14 protein-coding genes are annotated in these 18,229 nt (G+C 60.6%); 2 read left to right on the top strand and 12 right to left on the bottom strand.

All coding sequences use genetic code 11. The features are described from left to right. Positions 1 to 112: 112 nt before the first annotated feature. The 8 genes from AC5RUQ_RS02410 to AC5RUQ_RS02375 form a co-directional block, all read right to left on the bottom strand. On the bottom strand, positions 113 to 1,081 hold the full coding sequence (locus tag AC5RUQ_RS02410) for a sugar ABC transporter substrate-binding protein (protein ID WP_493945809.1): 969 nt from the start codon (positions 1,079 to 1,081) through the stop codon (positions 113 to 115). Between the two features lie 69 nt (positions 1,082 to 1,150). Continuing rightward, the gene (locus AC5RUQ_RS02405; protein WP_493945808.1) at positions 1,151 to 2,149 is read right to left on the bottom strand and encodes an ABC transporter permease; all 999 of its coding nucleotides are present in this window, start codon (positions 2,147 to 2,149) and stop codon (positions 1,151 to 1,153) included. Continuing rightward, positions 2,146 to 2,964 (bottom strand): ATP-binding cassette domain-containing protein, encoded by an 819-nt coding sequence (locus tag AC5RUQ_RS02400; protein ID WP_493945807.1) that lies wholly within the window; start codon positions 2,962 to 2,964, stop codon positions 2,146 to 2,148. The genes AC5RUQ_RS02405 and AC5RUQ_RS02400 overlap by 4 nt, the downstream gene beginning before the upstream one ends. Positions 2,965 to 3,633: 669 nt before the next feature. Then, on the bottom strand, positions 3,634 to 4,641 hold the full coding sequence (gene iolG / locus AC5RUQ_RS02395) for an inositol 2-dehydrogenase (RefSeq protein WP_493945806.1): 1,008 nt from the start codon (positions 4,639 to 4,641) through the stop codon (positions 3,634 to 3,636). Positions 4,642 to 4,676: 35 nt separating this feature from the next. Continuing rightward, complete coding sequence (locus tag AC5RUQ_RS02390) at positions 4,677 to 6,140, bottom strand: APC family permease (protein WP_493945805.1); 1,464 nt, start codon at positions 6,138 to 6,140, stop codon at positions 4,677 to 4,679. 143 nt (positions 6,141 to 6,283) lie between these two features. Continuing rightward, positions 6,284 to 7,267, bottom strand: coding sequence for a D-2-hydroxyacid dehydrogenase (locus AC5RUQ_RS02385; RefSeq protein ID WP_493945804.1), 984 nt, complete (start codon positions 7,265 to 7,267; stop codon positions 6,284 to 6,286). A 69-nt stretch (positions 7,268 to 7,336) separates the two neighbouring features. Beyond that, complete coding sequence (locus AC5RUQ_RS02380) at positions 7,337 to 9,097, bottom strand: IlvD/Edd family dehydratase (protein WP_493945803.1); 1,761 nt, start codon at positions 9,095 to 9,097, stop codon at positions 7,337 to 7,339. A 52-nt stretch (positions 9,098 to 9,149) separates the two neighbouring features. Beyond that, entirely contained in the window at positions 9,150 to 9,917 is a 768-nt protein-coding gene (locus tag AC5RUQ_RS02375) for an SDR family NAD(P)-dependent oxidoreductase (RefSeq protein WP_493945802.1), read from the bottom strand. A 188-nt stretch (positions 9,918 to 10,105) separates the two neighbouring features. Between AC5RUQ_RS02375 and AC5RUQ_RS02370 the strand changes: the two genes are divergently transcribed. Beyond that, positions 10,106 to 11,290 carry a Gfo/Idh/MocA family protein gene (locus AC5RUQ_RS02370; protein WP_493945801.1) on the top strand — a complete coding sequence of 395 codons (1,185 nt, stop codon included), beginning with the start codon at positions 10,106 to 10,108 and terminating at the stop codon, positions 11,288 to 11,290. A 104-nt stretch (positions 11,291 to 11,394) separates the two neighbouring features. Here the strand turns inward: AC5RUQ_RS02370 and AC5RUQ_RS02365 are convergent, their stop codons facing one another. The 4 genes from AC5RUQ_RS02365 to AC5RUQ_RS02350 form a co-directional block, all read right to left on the bottom strand. Next, positions 11,395 to 12,867: an APC family permease gene (locus AC5RUQ_RS02365; protein ID WP_493945800.1), complete on the bottom strand. Its 1,473-nt coding sequence runs from the start codon at positions 12,865 to 12,867 to the stop codon at positions 11,395 to 11,397. 187 nt (positions 12,868 to 13,054) lie between these two features. Continuing rightward, positions 13,055 to 14,887 carry a sigma-54-dependent Fis family transcriptional regulator gene (locus AC5RUQ_RS02360; RefSeq protein ID WP_493945799.1) on the bottom strand — a complete coding sequence of 611 codons (1,833 nt, stop codon included), beginning with the start codon at positions 14,885 to 14,887 and terminating at the stop codon, positions 13,055 to 13,057. 37 nt (positions 14,888 to 14,924) lie between these two features. Further along, positions 14,925 to 16,454: an aldehyde dehydrogenase family protein gene (locus AC5RUQ_RS02355; protein WP_493945798.1), complete on the bottom strand. Its 1,530-nt coding sequence runs from the start codon at positions 16,452 to 16,454 to the stop codon at positions 14,925 to 14,927. A 105-nt stretch (positions 16,455 to 16,559) separates the two neighbouring features. After that, positions 16,560 to 17,273: an SDR family NAD(P)-dependent oxidoreductase gene (locus tag AC5RUQ_RS02350; RefSeq protein WP_493945797.1), complete on the bottom strand. Its 714-nt coding sequence runs from the start codon at positions 17,271 to 17,273 to the stop codon at positions 16,560 to 16,562. Positions 17,274 to 17,436: 163 nt separating this feature from the next. Here AC5RUQ_RS02350 and AC5RUQ_RS02345 point away from each other — a divergent pair, with 163 nt between their 5' ends. Beyond that, a complete protein-coding gene (locus AC5RUQ_RS02345; protein WP_493945796.1) occupies positions 17,437 to 18,225 on the top strand; it encodes an SDR family NAD(P)-dependent oxidoreductase in 789 nt (262 codons plus the stop codon). Positions 18,226 to 18,229: the final 4 nt, after the last annotated feature.

The following is an 18,229-nucleotide window of genomic DNA, read 5'->3' as shown; positions in this document are numbered from 1 at the left end:
ATTCGTAGTGGTCCGCAGGAAGTGTAGGCAGGTGTGGCGTACTCGGGGGTGTGCCAAAACAGAACGGGCACAGCGGATGCATCCGCTGTGCCCGTTGGATTGATGGAACTGCCTACTTCAAGAACTCGGAAAGGTTGTCCTTGGTGATGAGCGTGAACGGCAGCGTGTACCGGTTCTCCACGTTTCCGCCCTTCAGGAAGTCGGTGACGACCTCAACTGCCTTGGCGCCCTGGCCAGCAGAGTCTTGGCGGACCGTGGCCGACATAGTTCCTGCCTTGATGTCCTGCAGTGCCGGTTCCGTACCGTCGACGCCAACTACCGCCTTGAACTCGGCAGTGCGGCCAGCGTCAGCAATGGCAGAGGCTGCGCCAATGGCCATCTCGTCGTTGTTGGCCACCACGGCATCGATTTCGCCGGCACCAAAGCGCTGAAGAGTATCCTCCATGTTTCGCTTGGCGTCGTCACGGCTGCCCTTGGCCTGGAACTCCGCAACCACCTTGAAGTTCTCGTTGATCTTGCTGTCAAAGCCACTCTTGCGGCGATCCGTCCAAGACGCACCGTAAATTCCGGCGGCGAAGACAATGTTGCCGCCTTCAGGAAGCGTCTTGTTCAAGTACTCGGCCTGCATTTCCCCGGCCACGGTGTCATCTACACCGATGTAGCTCTTGTATCCAACGTCCGCACCCTCTGCGAATTCTGTGGACAGGATGAACAGCGGGATGTCGGCGGCGATGACCCGCTTTGCCGCGTTTTGGCTGGCTTCCCCGTCCAAAGGCTGCATGATGATGGCGTCGACCGACCGGGTGAGTAGGTCCTCAACCTGGTTCAGTTCACTTCCGACGTCTTTCTTGGAGTCGGTGATGTTCAGTTTGGCGCCCTTTTCATCGGCCGTCTTCTTCATAGCGTCGGTCATGTGGGCCAGATCCGGGTCCTGCAGGTCAAGCACCACAACGCCAATGTTGTAGGTCTTGTCCGTCCCGCCGCTGTTGCCTGCATTGCTGCTGCCGGCACATCCTGTCAGGGTGAGGGCGCCTGCTGCCATCATGGCGACCGCCGCGGCGATTTTACGTTGCATTCCCATGGTTGTTCCTTTCGGGGGTTTTGTCTGTACGCAAGGAGGTTTTTGTTCCTTGTTTTGGGGGTGGTTCGGTCAGTCCGACTTCCACCGGTTCAGGAGGACTGCGAGCACCAGAATGACGCCCTGCACGCCTTGCTGGTAGTAGGAGGAGACGCCCATCAGGTTCATGCCGTTCATTACGACGCCCAGCAGGAGGACGCCGATGACGGTTCCACGGATGGTGCCGACGCCGCCGAAGAGGCTCGTCCCACCGATCACGACGGCGGCGATCACCTGAAGCTCATAGCCGGTACCGGCTACCGGCGCTGCACCGTCCAGACGGGCCGTCAGGACAAGGCCACCCAGTGCGGCGGTGACACCGCCGATGAGGTAAACGGTGAAAAGTACTCGGCTGGTGGAGATTCCCACTTTTTTGGCCGATTCTTCGTTTCCCCCGACTGCGTAGACGTGTGAACCGAACTTGGTGCGGCTCAGAACAAATTCGCAGATCACTGCGGCCAGCAGGAAGATGATCACGGGGACGGGAATGGGACCGACGAAGCCGGATCCCAGCCATTCCGCCGGGCCGCTCAGGCCGGAAACCACTTGCCCGTCCGTGATGACCAGGGCCGCTGTGCGGGCTATGGCCATGGTGGCAAGCGTTGCCAGGAAAGGCAGGATGGCACCCCACACCACCAACGCCGCGCTGAGGAATCCCACGAGCAGGCCGACGCCAAGACCGGCTATCAGCGGCAACCAGAACGCCCCACCGCTGGCAGGGGCGAGCAACGCAAACGTCAAGCCTGCCAGGCCTACGATGGAGCCGACTGAGAGGTCGATGCCCGCGGTAATCATGATGAACGTCATTCCCAAGGCAATCAATCCAATGATGGACGACTGCCTGACCACGTTGACCACGTTGTTCAGTGTGAGGAAGTTAGGAGCAGCAAAAGCCAGGAACGCAATAATCAGTACGAAGAACACGAGGATGCCGTAGTCCCCAACAAAGCGCTTGACCCTGGTGGCGGTCGACCCGCTTTTGAGGTCCGCGGGTCCCAGTTTTGTCTTGAGGTTATCCATTGTGAGGGTCACGAGTCGCTCCCGTTGATGGTCGTTCCGGGTGCTGCCATTGCATCGACAACGGGCAGGGATGAGGTGCTGCCGATCTTGCGCCGCTCCTCGGGTATGCCGTTGCCGTCGTCGACGTAGTCGTCCAGCGTGCCGTGGGAAATCAGGTGTGCCACCTGGGACTCGGTGACGTCTCCGACACGGAAACGGCCCACCACTTGCCCCTGACGCATGACGGCAAACCGGTCGGCCACGGCAAAGGCTTCATCCAGCCGGTGCGTGATGATGATGACGGCTATTCCCAGGTCCTTGAGGCGCTGGGTCACCTCGATGAGCTTGTCCACTTTCGCGACCGAAAGGTTGGCCGTGGGCTCATCCATGATGATCAACCGGGCATCAAAGGCCAGTGCGCGCCCAATCGCGACCGCCTGCCGCTGGCCACCCGAGAGCCGCTTGACCTTGAGCCGGGGGTTGATGGGAATGTCCAGGCGTTCAAGCACCCGTTTGGTCTCGACCTCCATTTTCTTGCGGTCAATGATTCGCAGGAAGGGGCCGAGGATGTTCTTTTGCGGTTCCCTTCCCAGGAAAATGTTGGTACGGACATCCAGGTTGTCTGCCAAGGCAAAGTCCTGGTAGACCATCTCGACCCCTTGGTCGCGGGATGCTGAGGGGGTGGGAAACTCCGTCTTTTTTCCGTCGAGCTCGATGGAACCCCGATCGGGTTGGTAGACGCCCGTGAGTACCTTCATAAGCGTTGATTTGCCGGCAGCGTTGTCGCCAAGCAACGCGAAGGTTTCGCCGGGCTGGACATCGATGCTGACGCCGCGTAAAGCGGACACCGCCCCGAATGTCTTGTGTATGTCTTTAAGGGCGACCAGTGGAGGGGTCGCCGGTGGTGCGTCGGTCATCTCATCCTCGTTCGATTGGGCTACGCAAATGAACCGGTGAAACAACTTAGGCGGCGGCGGTCGATCAAATTGTTTTCGTTTGATCCTGCAGTTCAGGGGTAATTGAAAAGAAGCCCCTTTATTCGCGTGACCCTCGCCACACTGTTTCACTTACTTGAACTTTGACGGATTCTCGAAGGTGCCATGTGTGCCAGTTTGAAACAGGGGCATGAAGCGCCAGAAATCTCGCCATGGATCGTTTCAAATAATATTGGTTTTTGGCAGCCCTGCTGATCCGAGGTTTGGAGGGCGGCGCAGGCTTATCTCCCTATGACAAGGCCGCAGCCGATTGTCCTGTGAAAGAGGGGACCCTCGCCCCCGAGATACCGTGCCCGGCTTTCGCAGCGGAACGGGTCGCTTGTTTCCGCCTTCTGCTAAAAGGTAACCGCCGATGGGCAGTCAGCCTTAACGCCCAGAGGTTTATGAGCCGTGCCGACACCGGCTTTCCGCGGCCCCGCTCATTCCGGTCGATTACTTGTCATCAGCGAAAAGAGCCTGCCCTAGGCCGGAGATGCTGTTGCGAAACATCACGGCCCAGGACAAGCGGCATTGTTGGCCCCTCTAGGAAAGGTCCACTTCTATCGCAACCCCGGTCCGGGCGGATTTCTCCGCTGCGTCGGCCAGGATCAGCGCTGCGCGGCCGTCCTCGAAACCGGGGCTACGCGAAGGCAAACCGCGTACCGCCCGCAGGAATTCGGCCACCTCCAGGCGGTAGGCTTCCGCGTACCGCTCAAGAAAAAAGTTTTGGTAAGGGCCAATCGCTTCGACAGCTCTGGCACCCCAGTGCCGAACGAGAGCGTCATTCTTGTTGCCCACCTGAAGCAAGCCCGATGGACCAAAGGCCTCAATGCGCTGATCGTAACCGTAGGCTGCGTGGCGTGAGTTCACGATGGTCACGAGCTCATCATTAGAACCGCGCAGGGTGACCACTGCCGAGTCGAAGTCCCCGGCCTCACGAATGTCCTCACTAAAGACGTTCGCGCCGCGCGCGGACACCTCCACAATGTCAGGTATGAAGTAGCGTGCCATGTCCAGGTCGTGAATGGTCATGTCCCGAAAAATGCCGCCGGACTGCCTGACATACGCTGCCGGCGGTTCTCCCGGATCACGGCTTGTGATGGCAAGTTGCTCCAGCGCACCGATCTCGCCAGCTCCCACACGGCGCTTCAGTTCCACGAAGTGCCTGTCGAAGCGCTTGTTAAAACCGAGGGCTATGGGGACGTCCGCCGCAGCAGCCTTAGCCCGGATCGCGTCAACGCGGGCAATTTCCAGGTCGATGGGTTTCTCGCACAACACGGGCACACCTGCATCAATGGCTCTCTCCACCAGGTCCACGTGGGTCGCTGTTGGTGAGGCCACAATAACGGCATCGACTTCTCCTGAGGCAAAGACTTCCCCCGGGTCATCGCTCACGCGACCACCGAATTCGGCAGCTGTCTGCTTGGCTCCCTCTATGAGCGGGTCACACACCCAGGCGAGTGTTGCCTCCTCCAAGCTGGCCAAACTCAGCGCATGAACCTGCCCGATCCGTCCGGTTCCGAACAAGCCAATTCTGAGCTGTTGCGTCATCGCAGGTCTCCAAGCGTGTGTATTGAGAGGGAATGTTAATCAGTCTTTTGGCGGCCTAGGCGGGCATAAATGTCGGGCCGTTTGGACCGCAACAGGTATGCATAAACAATGCCGCCAAAGAACAGCGCAAAGGTGAATGTCATAAAGATTGCGGTCATGATGGTAGAGCCACCGATGAGCTCGGGGTAATTGCTGATTGCCAGGTAGGTGATTAGGCCCAGGAAAACCACGCTGATCATGGGAGCAACGATGGTCTTCCAGACCGACTCCGGAGCGAAGCTGCGGCGGCGGACGAAGTAGACGAGAACAGCAAAGCTCGTGATGAACATCAAGAGCAGCACTGCAAAGGTTCCACTGCCGCTGGCAATGGGATACAGCATCTCGGGAGCAACTCCCAGCACGGTGAAGACCAGTGTAGCCGCGGCCCACAGGAGGCCAACTGCCAGTGCGGAAACGTAGGGCGACTTGTGGCGGGGGTGGACCCGGCCGAGCACGGAGGGCAGTGCCCCGTCGGCCGCCAGCGAGAAGCTGTACCGGGCGGCGATGTTCTGGATCGAAAGCATCGAAGCCAAAATCGAGGTGATGAGAAGGACCACAGCAATGTCTGCGAAGATCTTGCCAACCAGGACCGTGGCGCCGTCATTGAAGAGGTTCACCGTGTTGGCGGCAGCTTCACCTTGAACTTTGTCTGCCCCAATAAAGGCGGTGTAGGCCCATGCCGCCACGGCGTAGAACAGCCCGATTCCCACTACCGCGATGTAGGTGGCCCGGGGGATGGTGCGGTCCGGATTCTTGACTTCGTCCCGGTAGATCACTGTCGCTTCAAACCCGAAGAAGTTTCCGACGGCGAACAGCAGTGCCAGCCCCAGCCCGGCATCCGTGATCCACGGCATGGAGAAGCCGATGCCCTGTACGACCTCTACGGATCCTGCGGCGAAAGCGGCGACGTCGAAGATGACCACCACTGCCGATTCCAGCAGCATGACGACCGTGAGGACCTTCGCCGAGAGATCAATGCGGTTATAGGCCAGGAGTGTGGTGATGGCGATGATGCCAAGCCCATACCAGTACCAAGGGACATCAGGGCCGTTCAACGTGTTCACCACGAAGCTTTGGAGAGTCAAAGCAAAAAGTGAGGGTGCAAAGAAGCCAATGAATACGTATCCGAAGAGGGCCAGCAGCGCACCTCCAAGACCTGCGGGCTTCCCCAGACCGGCAGTGACAAACGAGTAGAAACCACCCGGCGCTTCAACGCTGCGGCTCATTTTCACGAAGCCAACAGAGAAGATCAGCAGCATGAGGGTCACCAGAAGGTAGATGCCCGGCGCCGTGTGGCCGCTGAAAAGGAGCATCACGGGCAAGGTGCCTGCAACGGTTGTCAGCGGAGAGGAGAAGGCGAGCACGTTCATTACGAGCTCACCTACGCCCATATTGCCGCTGAGCTTGTGTTCCTGGGTCTGGGTCGGCGTTTTCGTCGTACCTCTTGCTGTGCTTGACATGTAATCCTCGTCGCGAAATTTTGAGTGCTGAATCACACTATCGACGGGGATCGTGGGAGCACTGTACCAGCTTGGGACACGGGATCCCATGGGGCATTCCGGCCCTGTTTCCAGAATTCGGAATACCCCATGGAATGGCTTGATCAGGGCGCGTCAGACGCCAAGGCAGGAGTAGCCGGACCAAGTTTCTTCAGGTCCACCACGTCCTGCAGCGGCTCATGGGCCTTCCACCGCCTGAGATTACGTGCGAAGCAATCCACTACCCTTCCACGCCAGCCGATCAAGTCGCCGGAGGCATGCGGGGAGACCAGAATGTCCCGACGGCTCCACAGCGGATTCCCAGCATCCAAAGGCTCATGTTCAAACACATCCAGTGCCGCCCCGCCCAAGTGTCCGACGTCAAGGGAATCAAGGAGGTCCTGCTCCACCACCACCGCCCCGCGGCCCACGTTGACCAGGCGCGCCCCGGGCCGCATCTTGCGGAACCGCGACGAGTTGAACAGGCCACGGGTTTCTGATGTGAGCGGCAGGGTCAGCACCACATCATCGGCCTGGCCAAGAAGCTGGTCAAGCTCATCGAAGCCGGAGATCGAACCCAGCTGCGGATCATTCCTGGCAGACCTGCCCACAACCTTAACGTCCATTCCGGCAGCTCGCAGGAGGAGGACAGTTTCGCGGCCAACCGGCCCCGGCCCCACCACCAGCACTTTACGTCCCAGCAGCGGCTCGGTTTCGCGGTGCTGCCAGGTACGTGCCCGCTGCAGCTCTATGGTGCGGCGCAGGTCTTTGGTGAACATCAGCAGGACGCCCAGGACCCACTCAGCGATCGGCCGCTCGCACACGCCGCGGGAATTGCTCACGACGATGTTGCTGTTGACGATTTCATCGGTCATGAGGCTGTCAACGCCGATGCTTGAGGTGTGGATCCAGCGCAGCTCCCCCGGCCCCACCTCCCGCAGGAGATTGGTCCTGAAGTCGTTCAGGAACAGGATCTCCGCGCCGGGCTGGGCAGCCCGGAACTCGTCCGCGGTGCGCACCACCACGACATCTGCCTCGGCCTCCAATTGTTCCACAGGAGGGCGCGGGCGGCCCTCCTGGACAATTACCATCACTTTTGGTCTTGACACATCTTCCCCTTCCCGGGCTGCGCCTAGGGCAGCCGCTGCTTGTTCTGGTGTTTGCAGTTTGCTGCCGTTTTACCAGCCGCCCTGCCAACCGCTCATCAGGCCGTATGGCAAGCGTTGTGGCTCCTCGTCCGGCAGGCCCTTGAGGAAATCGAAGTCGCACCCTTCGTCGGCCTGGTTCACGTGATCGATGAAGAGCCGTCCGTAGCCGCGCCGGTATTTCGGTTCCGGAAGCTTGAGTTCTGCCAGTCGGCTCTCGATCTCTTCGGCAGGGATGTCCAAATCCAGGCGCTGGTTCTCAACATCGAGCACAATGGGGTCCCCGTCCCGAACAATCGCCAGCGGTCCACCTACAGCGGCCTCCGGAGACACGTGCAGCACGGTGGTGCCAAAGGCGGTGCCGCTCATCCGGGCGTCTGATATGCGGACGATGTCGCGGATCCCTCGGCGTAGGAGCCTTTCGGGAATGGGGAGCATGCCCCATTCGGGCATGCCGGGAGCTCCTACAGGCCCGCTGTTGCGCAGGACCAAAACGGAGTCTTCTGTGATGTCCAAGTCGGGATCGTCAATCCTGCGTCCCAGGTCGTAAATGTCCTCGAAGACCACTGCTGAGCCCTTGTGCTGCAGTAGATCCTTGGACGCCGCGCTCCGTTTGATGACCGCTCCGTTGGGTGCAAGGGAACCACGGACGACGGCGATGCCTCCGGAGGCATCGAAAGGGGCCTCGAGAGTACTGACCACGACGCCGTCGGGTTCGGGTGCCGACCTGTAGCCATTCTCGAGGGACTCCCCAGTGACCGTGAGGGCGTCCTTGTTCAGCAGCGGCGCCAGTTCCTTTAGTACGGTGGAGATGCCGCCGACCTGGAACAGTTGCTGCACCAGGTACTCGCCTGATGGACGAACGTTGACAATGCGAGGGGTCCGTTGACTGATCTTGTGGAAGCGGTCCAACGGCAGTTCATAACCAACCCGTCGGGCCAGTGCCAGAAGGTGCACCACGGCGTTGGTGGAACCGCCCACAGCCATCAGGAGGGTGATTGCGTTATCGAAGGCCTCTTTTGTCAGAATTTCGCTGGGCTTTGGTCCCTGTGACATGGCCATCTCCACTGCCCGGCGGCCGGTGGCTTCCGCCGCTTGGGCGCGTCGGGCATCTACCGCAGGGATCGAGGCTGTGCCCGGAAGACACATGCCGAGTGCTTCGACGAGGGACGTCATGGTGGAGGCTGTGCCCATCTCGCTGCAGTGTCCGGCGGAAGGTTTCGCAGCCGATTCAAGCTCGTCGAAGTCCGCCTCGGTGATCTTTCCTGCGCGGAGCTCATCTGCGTACTTCCAGGTGTCTGTGCCGACCCCGAGCTGCTTGCCCCGGAAGTGTGCGGGCTCTTGGGGGCCGCCGGTCAGCATGATGGTTGGAACATCTGCGCTGGCGGCACCCATGAGTTGGGCTGGGACTGTCTTGTCGCAACCGCCCAGGAGCACGATGGCGTCTAGTGGGTAGGCGCGGATGGACTCTTCAACGTCCATGGCCATGAGGTTGCGGAACTGCATGGCCGACGGCTTCATGAGACTTTCACCCAGGGAGATGGTGGGGAATTCCAGCGGCAGCCCGCCGGCCATGAGAACGCCGCGCTTCACAGCCTCTGCCAGCAACTTGAAATGGATGTTGCAGTTGACCAGCTCCGACCAGGAGTTGGCGATGCCGATGACCGGCTTGTCTTTGAGGGCAAAGCGCGAGAAGCCCTCTGCCTGGATCGCTGTGCGGTGAACGAATCCGGTGAGGTCGTGCGGTGCGAACCATCGCGCACTGCGGAGGTCCTTGTAGTTCGACTCTTCCATGTCCTTTAAAACTCCTTGGGCTTGTTCCGTCTTGACAGGTAATGGGGCGTTCCTACGCGGCTGTTGTGCCGCCGTCGAACGCCATGCTGGTTCCGGTAGCAAAAGTCCCTTCGACAGCCAGGAAATAGATAGCCGCTGCCACCTCGTCCGGATCCGCGAGCCGGTTTAGCGGCACGCTGCTTTCTTTCAATCTCCGGGCTTCCGTTGGATTCGGCGCTGCTGCCAGGCCCTCACGCACCATGGGTGTATCAATCGGCCCTGGACAAATGGCGTTCACCCGTACAAGGGGCGCGAGCTCCAGTGCCATGGCGCGGGTAAGACCCACAACGCCAGCTTTGGCCGCGCAGTAATGAACAAGCCCCGGCACGCCCATGGCAGCGAGGTCGGATGCCACATTGACGATCGAGCCTCCCCCGGACCGCCGCATGTGGAGCGCGGCTTCCCGCGCAACGTAGAAAGTGCCGGACAAGTTTGTTCCAAGCACTTCGTGCCAGTGGTTCTCGTCGAGGTCCTCCAGAGCAACATGCCCGGCCACACCCGCAGCATTGACCACTACGTCCAAGCCGCCCAATGCGTAGATCGCACCTCGGACGGCGTTCTTGACTGCGGCGGCATCGGAGACATCGGCAACCACGGTGTGCGCACCGGCGCCGATCTCCTCAGCTACGCGCTGTAGTTCTGCAGAACGCCGGCCCAGCAGCGCCACCCGGGCACCCCGTTTGGCGAAAAGCTTGGCGGTTGCTTCCCCAACACCCGATGTTGCACCAGTGATGAGTACCCGAAGGGATTCCGTTCGAAGTTGTTGATCGCGGTCCATCATCGGCGACGGGCTCCTCTTGCTCGGCAGTATCGGACTAGTACGTTCCACTAAAACAGCGCTCCCCTGACTCCGGCTGTCTCACATTGAGACACAGCACACACCGCCAACGTTCCTAGGCTGATCATCAGATGCCGCTGTCAGTCTGCGGCACTGCACCGCTGGACAGCGGCAAAGACGAAGGAGCGCTCTTGGAACAGCAGAACCGCATTGGGGTTGGCTTGATTTCGGTCGGATGGATGGGCAGGTTGCATTCGCGCGCGTACCTGGCCACCAAACAGTTCTTTCCGGAACTGCCCCGGCATCCGGAGTTGGTGATCGCCGCGGACCCGGACGACGCCGGCCGCCATCATGCCGAGGACGCACTGGGTTACAAAGAAACGACCACGGATTACCGCAAGGTACTCGAGAACCCGGACGTGGACGTTGTGTCCATTTGCTCCCCGAACTTTCTCCACCATGAAATAGCCCTGGCCACCATCGAGGCCGGCAAACACTTCTGGATCGAGAAGCCCATGGGGCGCAGCGCGCAGGAGTCCCGCGAAATAGCCCAGGGCGCAGAAGCCGCTGGGCTCATCACGTCCGTAGGATTCAACTACCGGCATGCACCCGCCGTGGCGGAAGCCAGACGGCTCATCCGGTCCGGAGCCCTGGGCCGCATCACCAACGTGCAGATCCGCCTCCTCACCGGATACGCCTCGGATCCAAGCCAAGTGTTTACGTGGCGCTATGAGCAGGCCCGTGCAGGTTCCGGCGTCCTGGGCGACGTCCTCAGCCACGGATTTGACCTCGCGCAGTTCCTGGTGGGCCGCATAGCGTCGCTGAATGCCGTTACGGAGACGTTCATCAAGGACCGACCCATGCCGGCGGGAAACTCCTCGAATTCCTTCGACATGGGCCAGGCCTCGGACGTCACCCGGCAGGTGGAAAACGAGGATTACACCGCCATGCTTGCCCGCTTCGAAGGCGGCGCAATCGGCATGTTTGAGTCCACGCGAGTGGCTATCGGACCCCATGCCGAATACATCATCGAGGTTTACGGTACTGAGGGATCCCTGCGCTGGAACTTCGAACGGATGAACCAGCTGGAGCTGGCGACTGACCGCAGCGGCTACCGCACGATCATGACCCCGCCGTCCTTTGGAGAGTTCGGTCGCTTCCAGCCAGGCCCGGGCCCGGGAATCGGGTTCAACGACCTCAAGACAATCGAGGCTGCACTGTTCCTGCAGTCGGTGGCCGACGGCAAGCAGCTCGGCCCCTCGGTGGCTGACGGCTGGTCAGCTTCCGAACTGGTGGATGCTTCCTTGCGCAGCGCCAGTTCCGGAAACTGGGTGGAAATTCCCGAGGTTTCAGGGCGTACGACGTACGGGGCGTGAGTTTCCGGGGTCCGGATGGCTTGGGGCAATGAAAGGAGGCCGGATCACCACGATCCGGCCTCCTTTTGTCGTGCTTGCACGTAATGAGTGCTGCTCCGCCACACCTAGTCCAGGGCGCGTCCGATCCGAACGTAAGTGTCCGGCTTCCGGCTTCGGAGGGCCAGCGCCACGAAGACGCCGACCGCTATCGACACGTACGGAATCAAAAGCAGGACCGTCAGCAGGAGCGGATCTCCGGCAACCAGCAGCTCCATGTTGAAGGAAGCTGTCAACAAAGCGAACCCAATCCCTACGAGCGCGACGATAGGGGCGATCAGCGTCCGCCAGTACGACATCGACGACTTGTTCCTGCGGAAATAAACAATGACGGCAACGGCAGTCAGGCAGAGTAGGAGCAGCATCCCATAAAACGCAACGCCTGCGGCCGCTGCGTAAAGAGAGTTCTCGTCACCGCCTGACAGGACCAGGACGAGCAGGACAAGCAGGAGAACGGCACCAACTGTCACTGCGGCGCGGTGCGGAGACCCGTGTTTGGGGTGGACCGCCGCGATCGACCGTGGAAAGATGCCATCCACGGCGAGGGAATGAGTGTAGCGGGAAAGGATGTTCTGCAGGGACAGACCTGAGGCAAAAAAGCTGGTGACCAGCAGGATGGCGATGACCTGGTTCGCGAAGGCTCCAAAGTAGCGCAGCAGCGCGTCAGGCATCATGGCCGTAGGGTCCGTCTGGGCTGCGGCCACTGCCTGTGATGTTCCCGTTGACAGGATCAGAGCAAACGCCGAGATGGCGTAGAAAATGCCCAGGAAAGCAACCGCCAGGAAGGTGGCCCGGGGAATGGTGATGGCCGGTTTCTTGACCTCGTCCCTGTAGATGGCCGTAGCTTCAAATCCGTTGAACACGCCAATGCTGAACAACAGGAGGACACCGATGGTCGGGGTGAACAGGTTGGTCGGATCCCAAGGTTCGAAGGACGGACCCTCCGGCCCTCCGTTAGCGATGATGACCGCGTCAAAAACCGCTACCGAAAGGACCTCGACTGCCAGGATGACGGACAGGACCTTGGCGGAGAGCTCCACGTTGAAGTAGCTCAGCACCCACGCGATGCCGAACAACACCATGCTCCATAACCACCAGGGGGTTGTCACAACATCCATAAAAGCACCGAGCAGGTTGTTCACGGCGATGCCTGAAACGACAATGCAGGAGGTCACATTGAATCCGTACGTAACCAATGCAAGGAAGGATCCGCCCAGGCCGAGGGGACGGCCCAAGCCCTCACGGATGTAGGTGTAGAACGCACCTGGGCGTGGTATGGCCTTGGTCATTCCTGTGAACCCCATGGCAAAGAGTGCCATCAGGACAGCAACCGCGACGAAAGCGATCGGCACCCCTATCCCGAAGGAGATATTCACAGAGACAAAGCCGAAGACGACGCCCAAAGGAGCCGTGAAGGCCAGCACCGTGAAGAGCAGCCCGGTCGTTCCCATCCGGCCCCTCAGTTGGTACATCGACGATCGGGCTTCACGGTCTTCTGAATTGTCCGCTGCTGCGCGTTGGACGGGGAGTTCTTGTTTCACGTGTGTTCTCCTCGGAGGAATGGAATCATCGTTGACTCGCACTGTGTCGGGTGAAAGGCAAGCCGGCTGGTCCTACTGTTGTGAACTGGCGGGTGGCGTTAAGCGGGCTCCCCGTCGGTTCCTAGATTCTGATCTTCGAACTCCACCTGAACTGTGCCAGGATGATGCAGTGTGGGCAGATAGAACCTCAGCCGAGTGCCAAATCGAACCCTTTGGCTTCGTATGCTTCGATTTTGCGGTAGAGCGTGGATCTGCCGATCCCCAGCAGTACAGCGGCCCGCACCCGGTTACCTGACGCCTCAGCGAGAGCGGCCCTGATCTGCTGGAGTTCCGCTTCTTCCAATCGGGTGAGCGGCATAGTGCCGAGTCCGCGCAGTTGTACCGCGTTGAGATCCGACAGGTGCAGTTCGCCGCGCAGGGAACGCGTGGCAGCAGATTCAACCAGGTCGCGGAGCTGCCGCACGTTGCCCGGCCAGTCGGCGGCTACCAGCGCATCCCGCAGCTTCGGCGACATCCGGACTTCCCTGCCCAGTGCTTTCCTGAGCAAGTGCGTCGCCAGACCGACAACGTCCTCGCGCCTGTCACGAAGAGGTGGCATACCTACCTCAATGCCCCTCAGCGCAGAGAGTACCGGCAAGAGATCATCGCTGACGGCGCCGGCCGTCAAGATGAGTTGGGGTTGCTCCAGGACCTGGAGCAAGGCGGCCAGGTCCTCCAGAATAGGCGAGGGACACTTGTCCACGCGGTGGAGGATGACCGCCGCCCCCTGCTCCAAGGCCGAATCGACGTCGTCAATGGTAACCGCCCCACGCTGCCGGTGAGTGAAGTCGAATAGGCGGGTCTCTCGTGACAGACGACTGGCCATGGCCTCGGCCAACGTGCGCTTGCCGCTGCCTTGCTCGCCGATAATGTAGGCAGGCATCCGCCGGCTCACGGCTGCAGCTGCGGCGCCAAGGGACCTCTTGAGTGCCCGGCTGGTTCCAACCATCCCGTCAAACTGTGCTTGGGGTTCGCGTGCAGTTGGCGCCGCCCGCACACCCTGGGTGGCGGAGGGCAGCTGGACACGCACCACGGACGCTCCGCCGGAGCCTGGTTCGCGAAAATCCATGGGACGGATGTGAAGCTGCACCTCACTGCCAGTGCTGACATTCAAGCGATGCTGGGATAAACCGTCCCGCTGCTCTGCTTCCCGCGCCAGGGACGCGAGTACCGCGAAATCGCTGGGATCTAGCATTCGCAGGGCAGATCTGCTGGCGATCGTGGTGCGCTCGTCCATCGCTACCACCGCATCGGCCCCGCGCTTCCGGATCTCCTTGAGGTATTCGGACATCAGCGCCTGCTCCCGCGCCGCCAGCCTTTCTGCCAACCTCCTGGTGATGTCTGCGGCCGCTCCGTGGACCGTCAACAGAACGGAACCGGGATCCGTGCTACGGGCCAGATTCTCGGGCAACATCAGGCCCAGGACACCCCGAACGGATCGACGTATCGGGTCACGGATTGGAGCGGACGTGCAGTAAGCGTTCTGGAGCGCCTCATGGAAGTGTTCGGCTCCCCATACCTGTACTGCTTCGCCCTCCTCAAGAACAGTTCCGTCGGAATTGGTTCCAATCAGGTCCTCCGCCATCCGCGCTCCCAGGCTCGGGAACAACCGCTCCGCTTTCCGCCGTTCTGTGGCATCACCGCGGAAGATAGCCAATGTGCCTTCGGCATCAGTGAGCACCACCAGCCCCCCGGAGTCGCTGCACAGACGTTCGAGTTCGGTCAAAACGGGTTCGGCGGCAGCCAGCAACTGCTCGTCAGCCTGGTGGGCCGCCGTCTGCAAAAAGGGTGAGGCGGCGGTCACATTGCAGGCCAGGCTCCGCTGCCAGGATCGGGCAATAACGGGCCGCAGACTGCTTAGGTCCGTCGCCTCGGGCTCGGCAAGGAAACGGTCCCTGAGCGACTGGACCTCCGCATTAGGCCGCCCGCCCACCCGAAGTGAAGAAACCGCATGGAGCCATGAAACGTCCTTCGAAGCCATGCCAGTGCCTGCTTTCTCAATGATGTCTGGCCTGATGTCAGTGCTGCAGTAGGTGCTCCAGGTGCGGCGGAAGTTTCCGCGCCTGCTGGCGTCCGAACAGCTGGAAGTACCACTTCCCGAGTGTTTGTTTGCCGGTGGTACCGCTCGCCTTCCATCCGCCAAAGGTCTGTGGCCCGGGCCACCACCCGGTGGTGGCGTGGCCAGGGACGTTCACGTCCACACAGCCAGCCTCGATACGATCAAGGAACTCCCTTGCTTCGCCCTCGTCCCCGGTATAGAGCCCCGCGGTCAGACCCATCTCTGTGTCATTCGCGGCAGCCAGGGCTGCTTCGAAAGTTGGCAGCTTGCTGATGGTCACGAAGGGCAGAAAATGCTCCACAGTGGCTAACCGGTGTGTGGCCGGCACTCCGGAGACCACGGTGGCTGGAACAAAGTAGCCGCCGTCCTGGGCCTTGCCGGTCGCTATATGGAACTCCTCTCCGCGAGCGGATGTCAGCAGTTCGTCATAGCGTTCCACTGCGTCGGCAGAAACAACGGGACCCGCGAATACATCCGCGTCAATGGGGTCGCCGGCCTTCAGGTCCCTGACTCTCTCCGCGACGAGTTCCGTCAGCCTGTCGTGAGCGCCGGGCGTAACCAACACGCGGGACAGTGCACTGCACTTTTGTCCACTGAGGTCAAAGGCCGAGAAGACAATGCCGTCGGCTGCCTGTTCGAGATCAGCCGTATCAGTGACGATCACCGGATTCTTGCCGCCCATTTCGGCAATGACCGGGCGGGGATACGGCCCGGAAGCGAAATCACCCAGGATGGACTTGCCCACAGCGACGGAACCAGTGAAGCAGATGCCATCGATGTCCGACGCGACCAAAGCCCGGCCTGGACCGTCGCCTCCGTGGACCACATTCACCAGTCCCTCCGGAAGCCCCATTGCCTCGCAGAGATCATAAACGGCATGCCCGGACCACGGACCATCATGCGATGTCTTGACGACCACTCCATTGCCCGCGATCAGTGCAGCGATGGCAGGACCTGCGGCCTGGACAATCGGGTAGTTGAACGGTGTAATCACGCCGAAAACACCGTAGGGCCGAAGCACGGAATCATTCGATAGACCTGTCGGGTCGTCTGTTCTCTGATCCTCAAAAGCTCCTGGAGCCGACGCGTATTCGGTGTACTGGCGGACAATCTCAAGAACTTCCGCCCCTTCAGCCCGCGCACCGGCATAGGGTTTGCCTATCTCTAGGGCCACACGGACCGCCCACTCCTCGAGACGCTCCTCAATAAAGGGAATTGCCCGGCGTACCCGTTCAATGCGCTCCATAGGTGGAACCCGGGACCAGTCACGTTGGGCCGCACGGCTCGCCTGGACGGCCCGCTCCACGAGTTCAGCAGGCGCATCGTGGCAGGCACTGACCACCGCATTGGGATTGCTGGGGTCTTCCCGTTGCAGGAGCGCGCCTTCGAAATATTCCTGGCCCGCGATGATGTGGGGAACAGTTGTAGGGCGGGTGCGCCGTTGTTCCACCACCCGGGCTGCGAAGGCCTGCTGTTCGTCAATGGTCATCGCCAAGTAACTCCTCTGTGAATTGTTTGCGCCGGACGTGGCGCGATGGTTCTGTCGAGATTACGCAGCAGGGAAGGGGACTACTGTCCCAAGGTGAGACATCTGTCAGACCGCTGTGTACCCCGCATCGACCATTACGGCGGAACCGGTCATCTTTCGTGATTCGTCCGAAACCAGGAACACCGCGACGTCAGCTACTTCCTCCGGGCTGATCAGGCCGAGCGGCTGGTAAGCGCGCTGGGCTTGTTCATCCTTGAGAAACCCTTCATCGAAAAAGCCGGCCACCATCGGCGTGAGGACACCGCCTGGGCACAGGCAGTTGGCCCTGATATTGTCCTTGGCATATTCAACGGCCACGGATTTGGTGAGCATCAGGACCGCTCCTTTTGAGGCGGAATAAGCCGCGATATCCGGTTCGGCCACCATCGAGTTGACCGAGCCCCAATTTACGATTGATCCGCCGCCAGCCCGCTGCAGGGCGGGGATGGCATATTTGCAGCCGTAAAACACGCCCTTCAGGTTGATATCGATGATGCGATCGAGCACATCGTCATTGGTCTCAAGCACGGATGCCGCCCGCAAATATCCGGCGCAGTTCAGCAGGGCATGGACGGCCCCGTAGGTCTGTTCGGCTGTGGCAACTAGCCGTTCCACCTCGGCTGCCTTGCTCACGTCACAGCGTCGGGTCGTAATCTGCCCGCTCTCGGTTGAGAGCCCCTCCAGCCCAATTTCATCAATGTCCGCCGCCATGACATTGGCCCCTTCCGCTACCAGCGCCCGTACGGTAGCCAAACCCTGCCCAGAAGCTGCACCGGTCACAATTGCTGTCTTGCCTTCGAGTCGCACACCCACTGTTGGTCCCTCTTGATCCGGCGCGGTCCGGTGCCGCGCGTCTGACTAATGTTTGCCCGGACCATGAGGCGAAAAATGTCTCTTTCTGACACAAATCCCGTCAGGAGGCGGCAGTAGCGTCTTCCAAAGCGTGAAGCACTTCACCCCATCCATCACGAAGGAGACACTCATGGGCCGTGTTCAAGGCAAAGTAACCATCATCACCGGCGGCGCCAGAGGGCAGGGCGAATCCCACGCGCGCCTTTTCGCGCAAGAGGGTGCATCGGTGCTTGTCACCGACATGTTGGATGAAACCGGCGAGGCAGTTGCCAGTGAACTCAGGGACTCCGGGCACGATGTGCACTACATGCATCTGAACGTTGCCTCCGAAGACGAATGGAAAAACGTCATCGCAGCGGCAGAAGAGCGCTGGGGGCGCGTCGACATCCTAGTCAACAACGCGGGAATCATCGGCACAATGAAGCCCGTTGAAGAAGAGGGCCTTGAGGGTTGGTCCCTCACGACCGCCATCAACCAGCAAGGCGTGTTTCTTGGCCTCAAGCATGGTGCACCGGCGATCGAGCGAAGCGGCGGCGGCGCAATCGTCAACACGTGCTCCATCAATGGCACCGTCGGCAACCCCGGCGGATTCTCCTACCAGGCTTCGAAAGGGGCTGTGAAGATGATGACGCGCGCCGCGGCCATGGAATATGCACACCGTAGCGTGAGGGTCAACTCCGTTTCGCCGGGATTGGTCATGACTCCGATGGCCAAAGAAGAGGGCGAAAAGTCCAACCGCGAGTTCAGTAATGCAACTCCCATGAAACGCGCCGCCCAGCCCATCGAAGTGAGCTACGGCGTCCTGTATCTGGCCAGTGACGAAGCTAGCTACGTCACCGGCGCAGACCTCCTGATCGATGGCGGATACACCGCGCAATAAGGGC

Source organism: Arthrobacter sp. MDT2-3, assembly GCF_059090465.1.
Note: the sequence above shows the minus strand (reverse complement) of the source record. Positions and strands in the feature narration are given on the sequence as shown.

Coding starts and splice junctions, on each gene's coding strand:
- AC5RUQ_RS02410 (WP_493945809.1), bottom strand. CDS start 1,081: ATGGGAATGCAACGTAAAATCGCCGCGGCGGTCGCCATGATGGCAGCA.
- iolG (WP_493945806.1), bottom strand. CDS start 4,641: ATGACGCAACAGCTCAGAATTGGCTTGTTCGGAACCGGACGGATCGGG.
- AC5RUQ_RS02390 (WP_493945805.1), bottom strand. CDS start 6,140: ATGTCAAGCACAGCAAGAGGTACGACGAAAACGCCGACCCAGACCCAG.
- AC5RUQ_RS02380 (WP_493945803.1), bottom strand. CDS start 9,097: ATGGAAGAGTCGAACTACAAGGACCTCCGCAGTGCGCGATGGTTCGCA.
- AC5RUQ_RS02375 (WP_493945802.1), bottom strand. CDS start 9,917: ATGATGGACCGCGATCAACAACTTCGAACGGAATCCCTTCGGGTACTC.
- AC5RUQ_RS02360 (WP_493945799.1), bottom strand. CDS start 14,887: ATGGCTTCGAAGGACGTTTCATGGCTCCATGCGGTTTCTTCACTTCGG.
- AC5RUQ_RS02355 (WP_493945798.1), bottom strand. CDS start 16,454: ATGACCATTGACGAACAGCAGGCCTTCGCAGCCCGGGTGGTGGAACAA.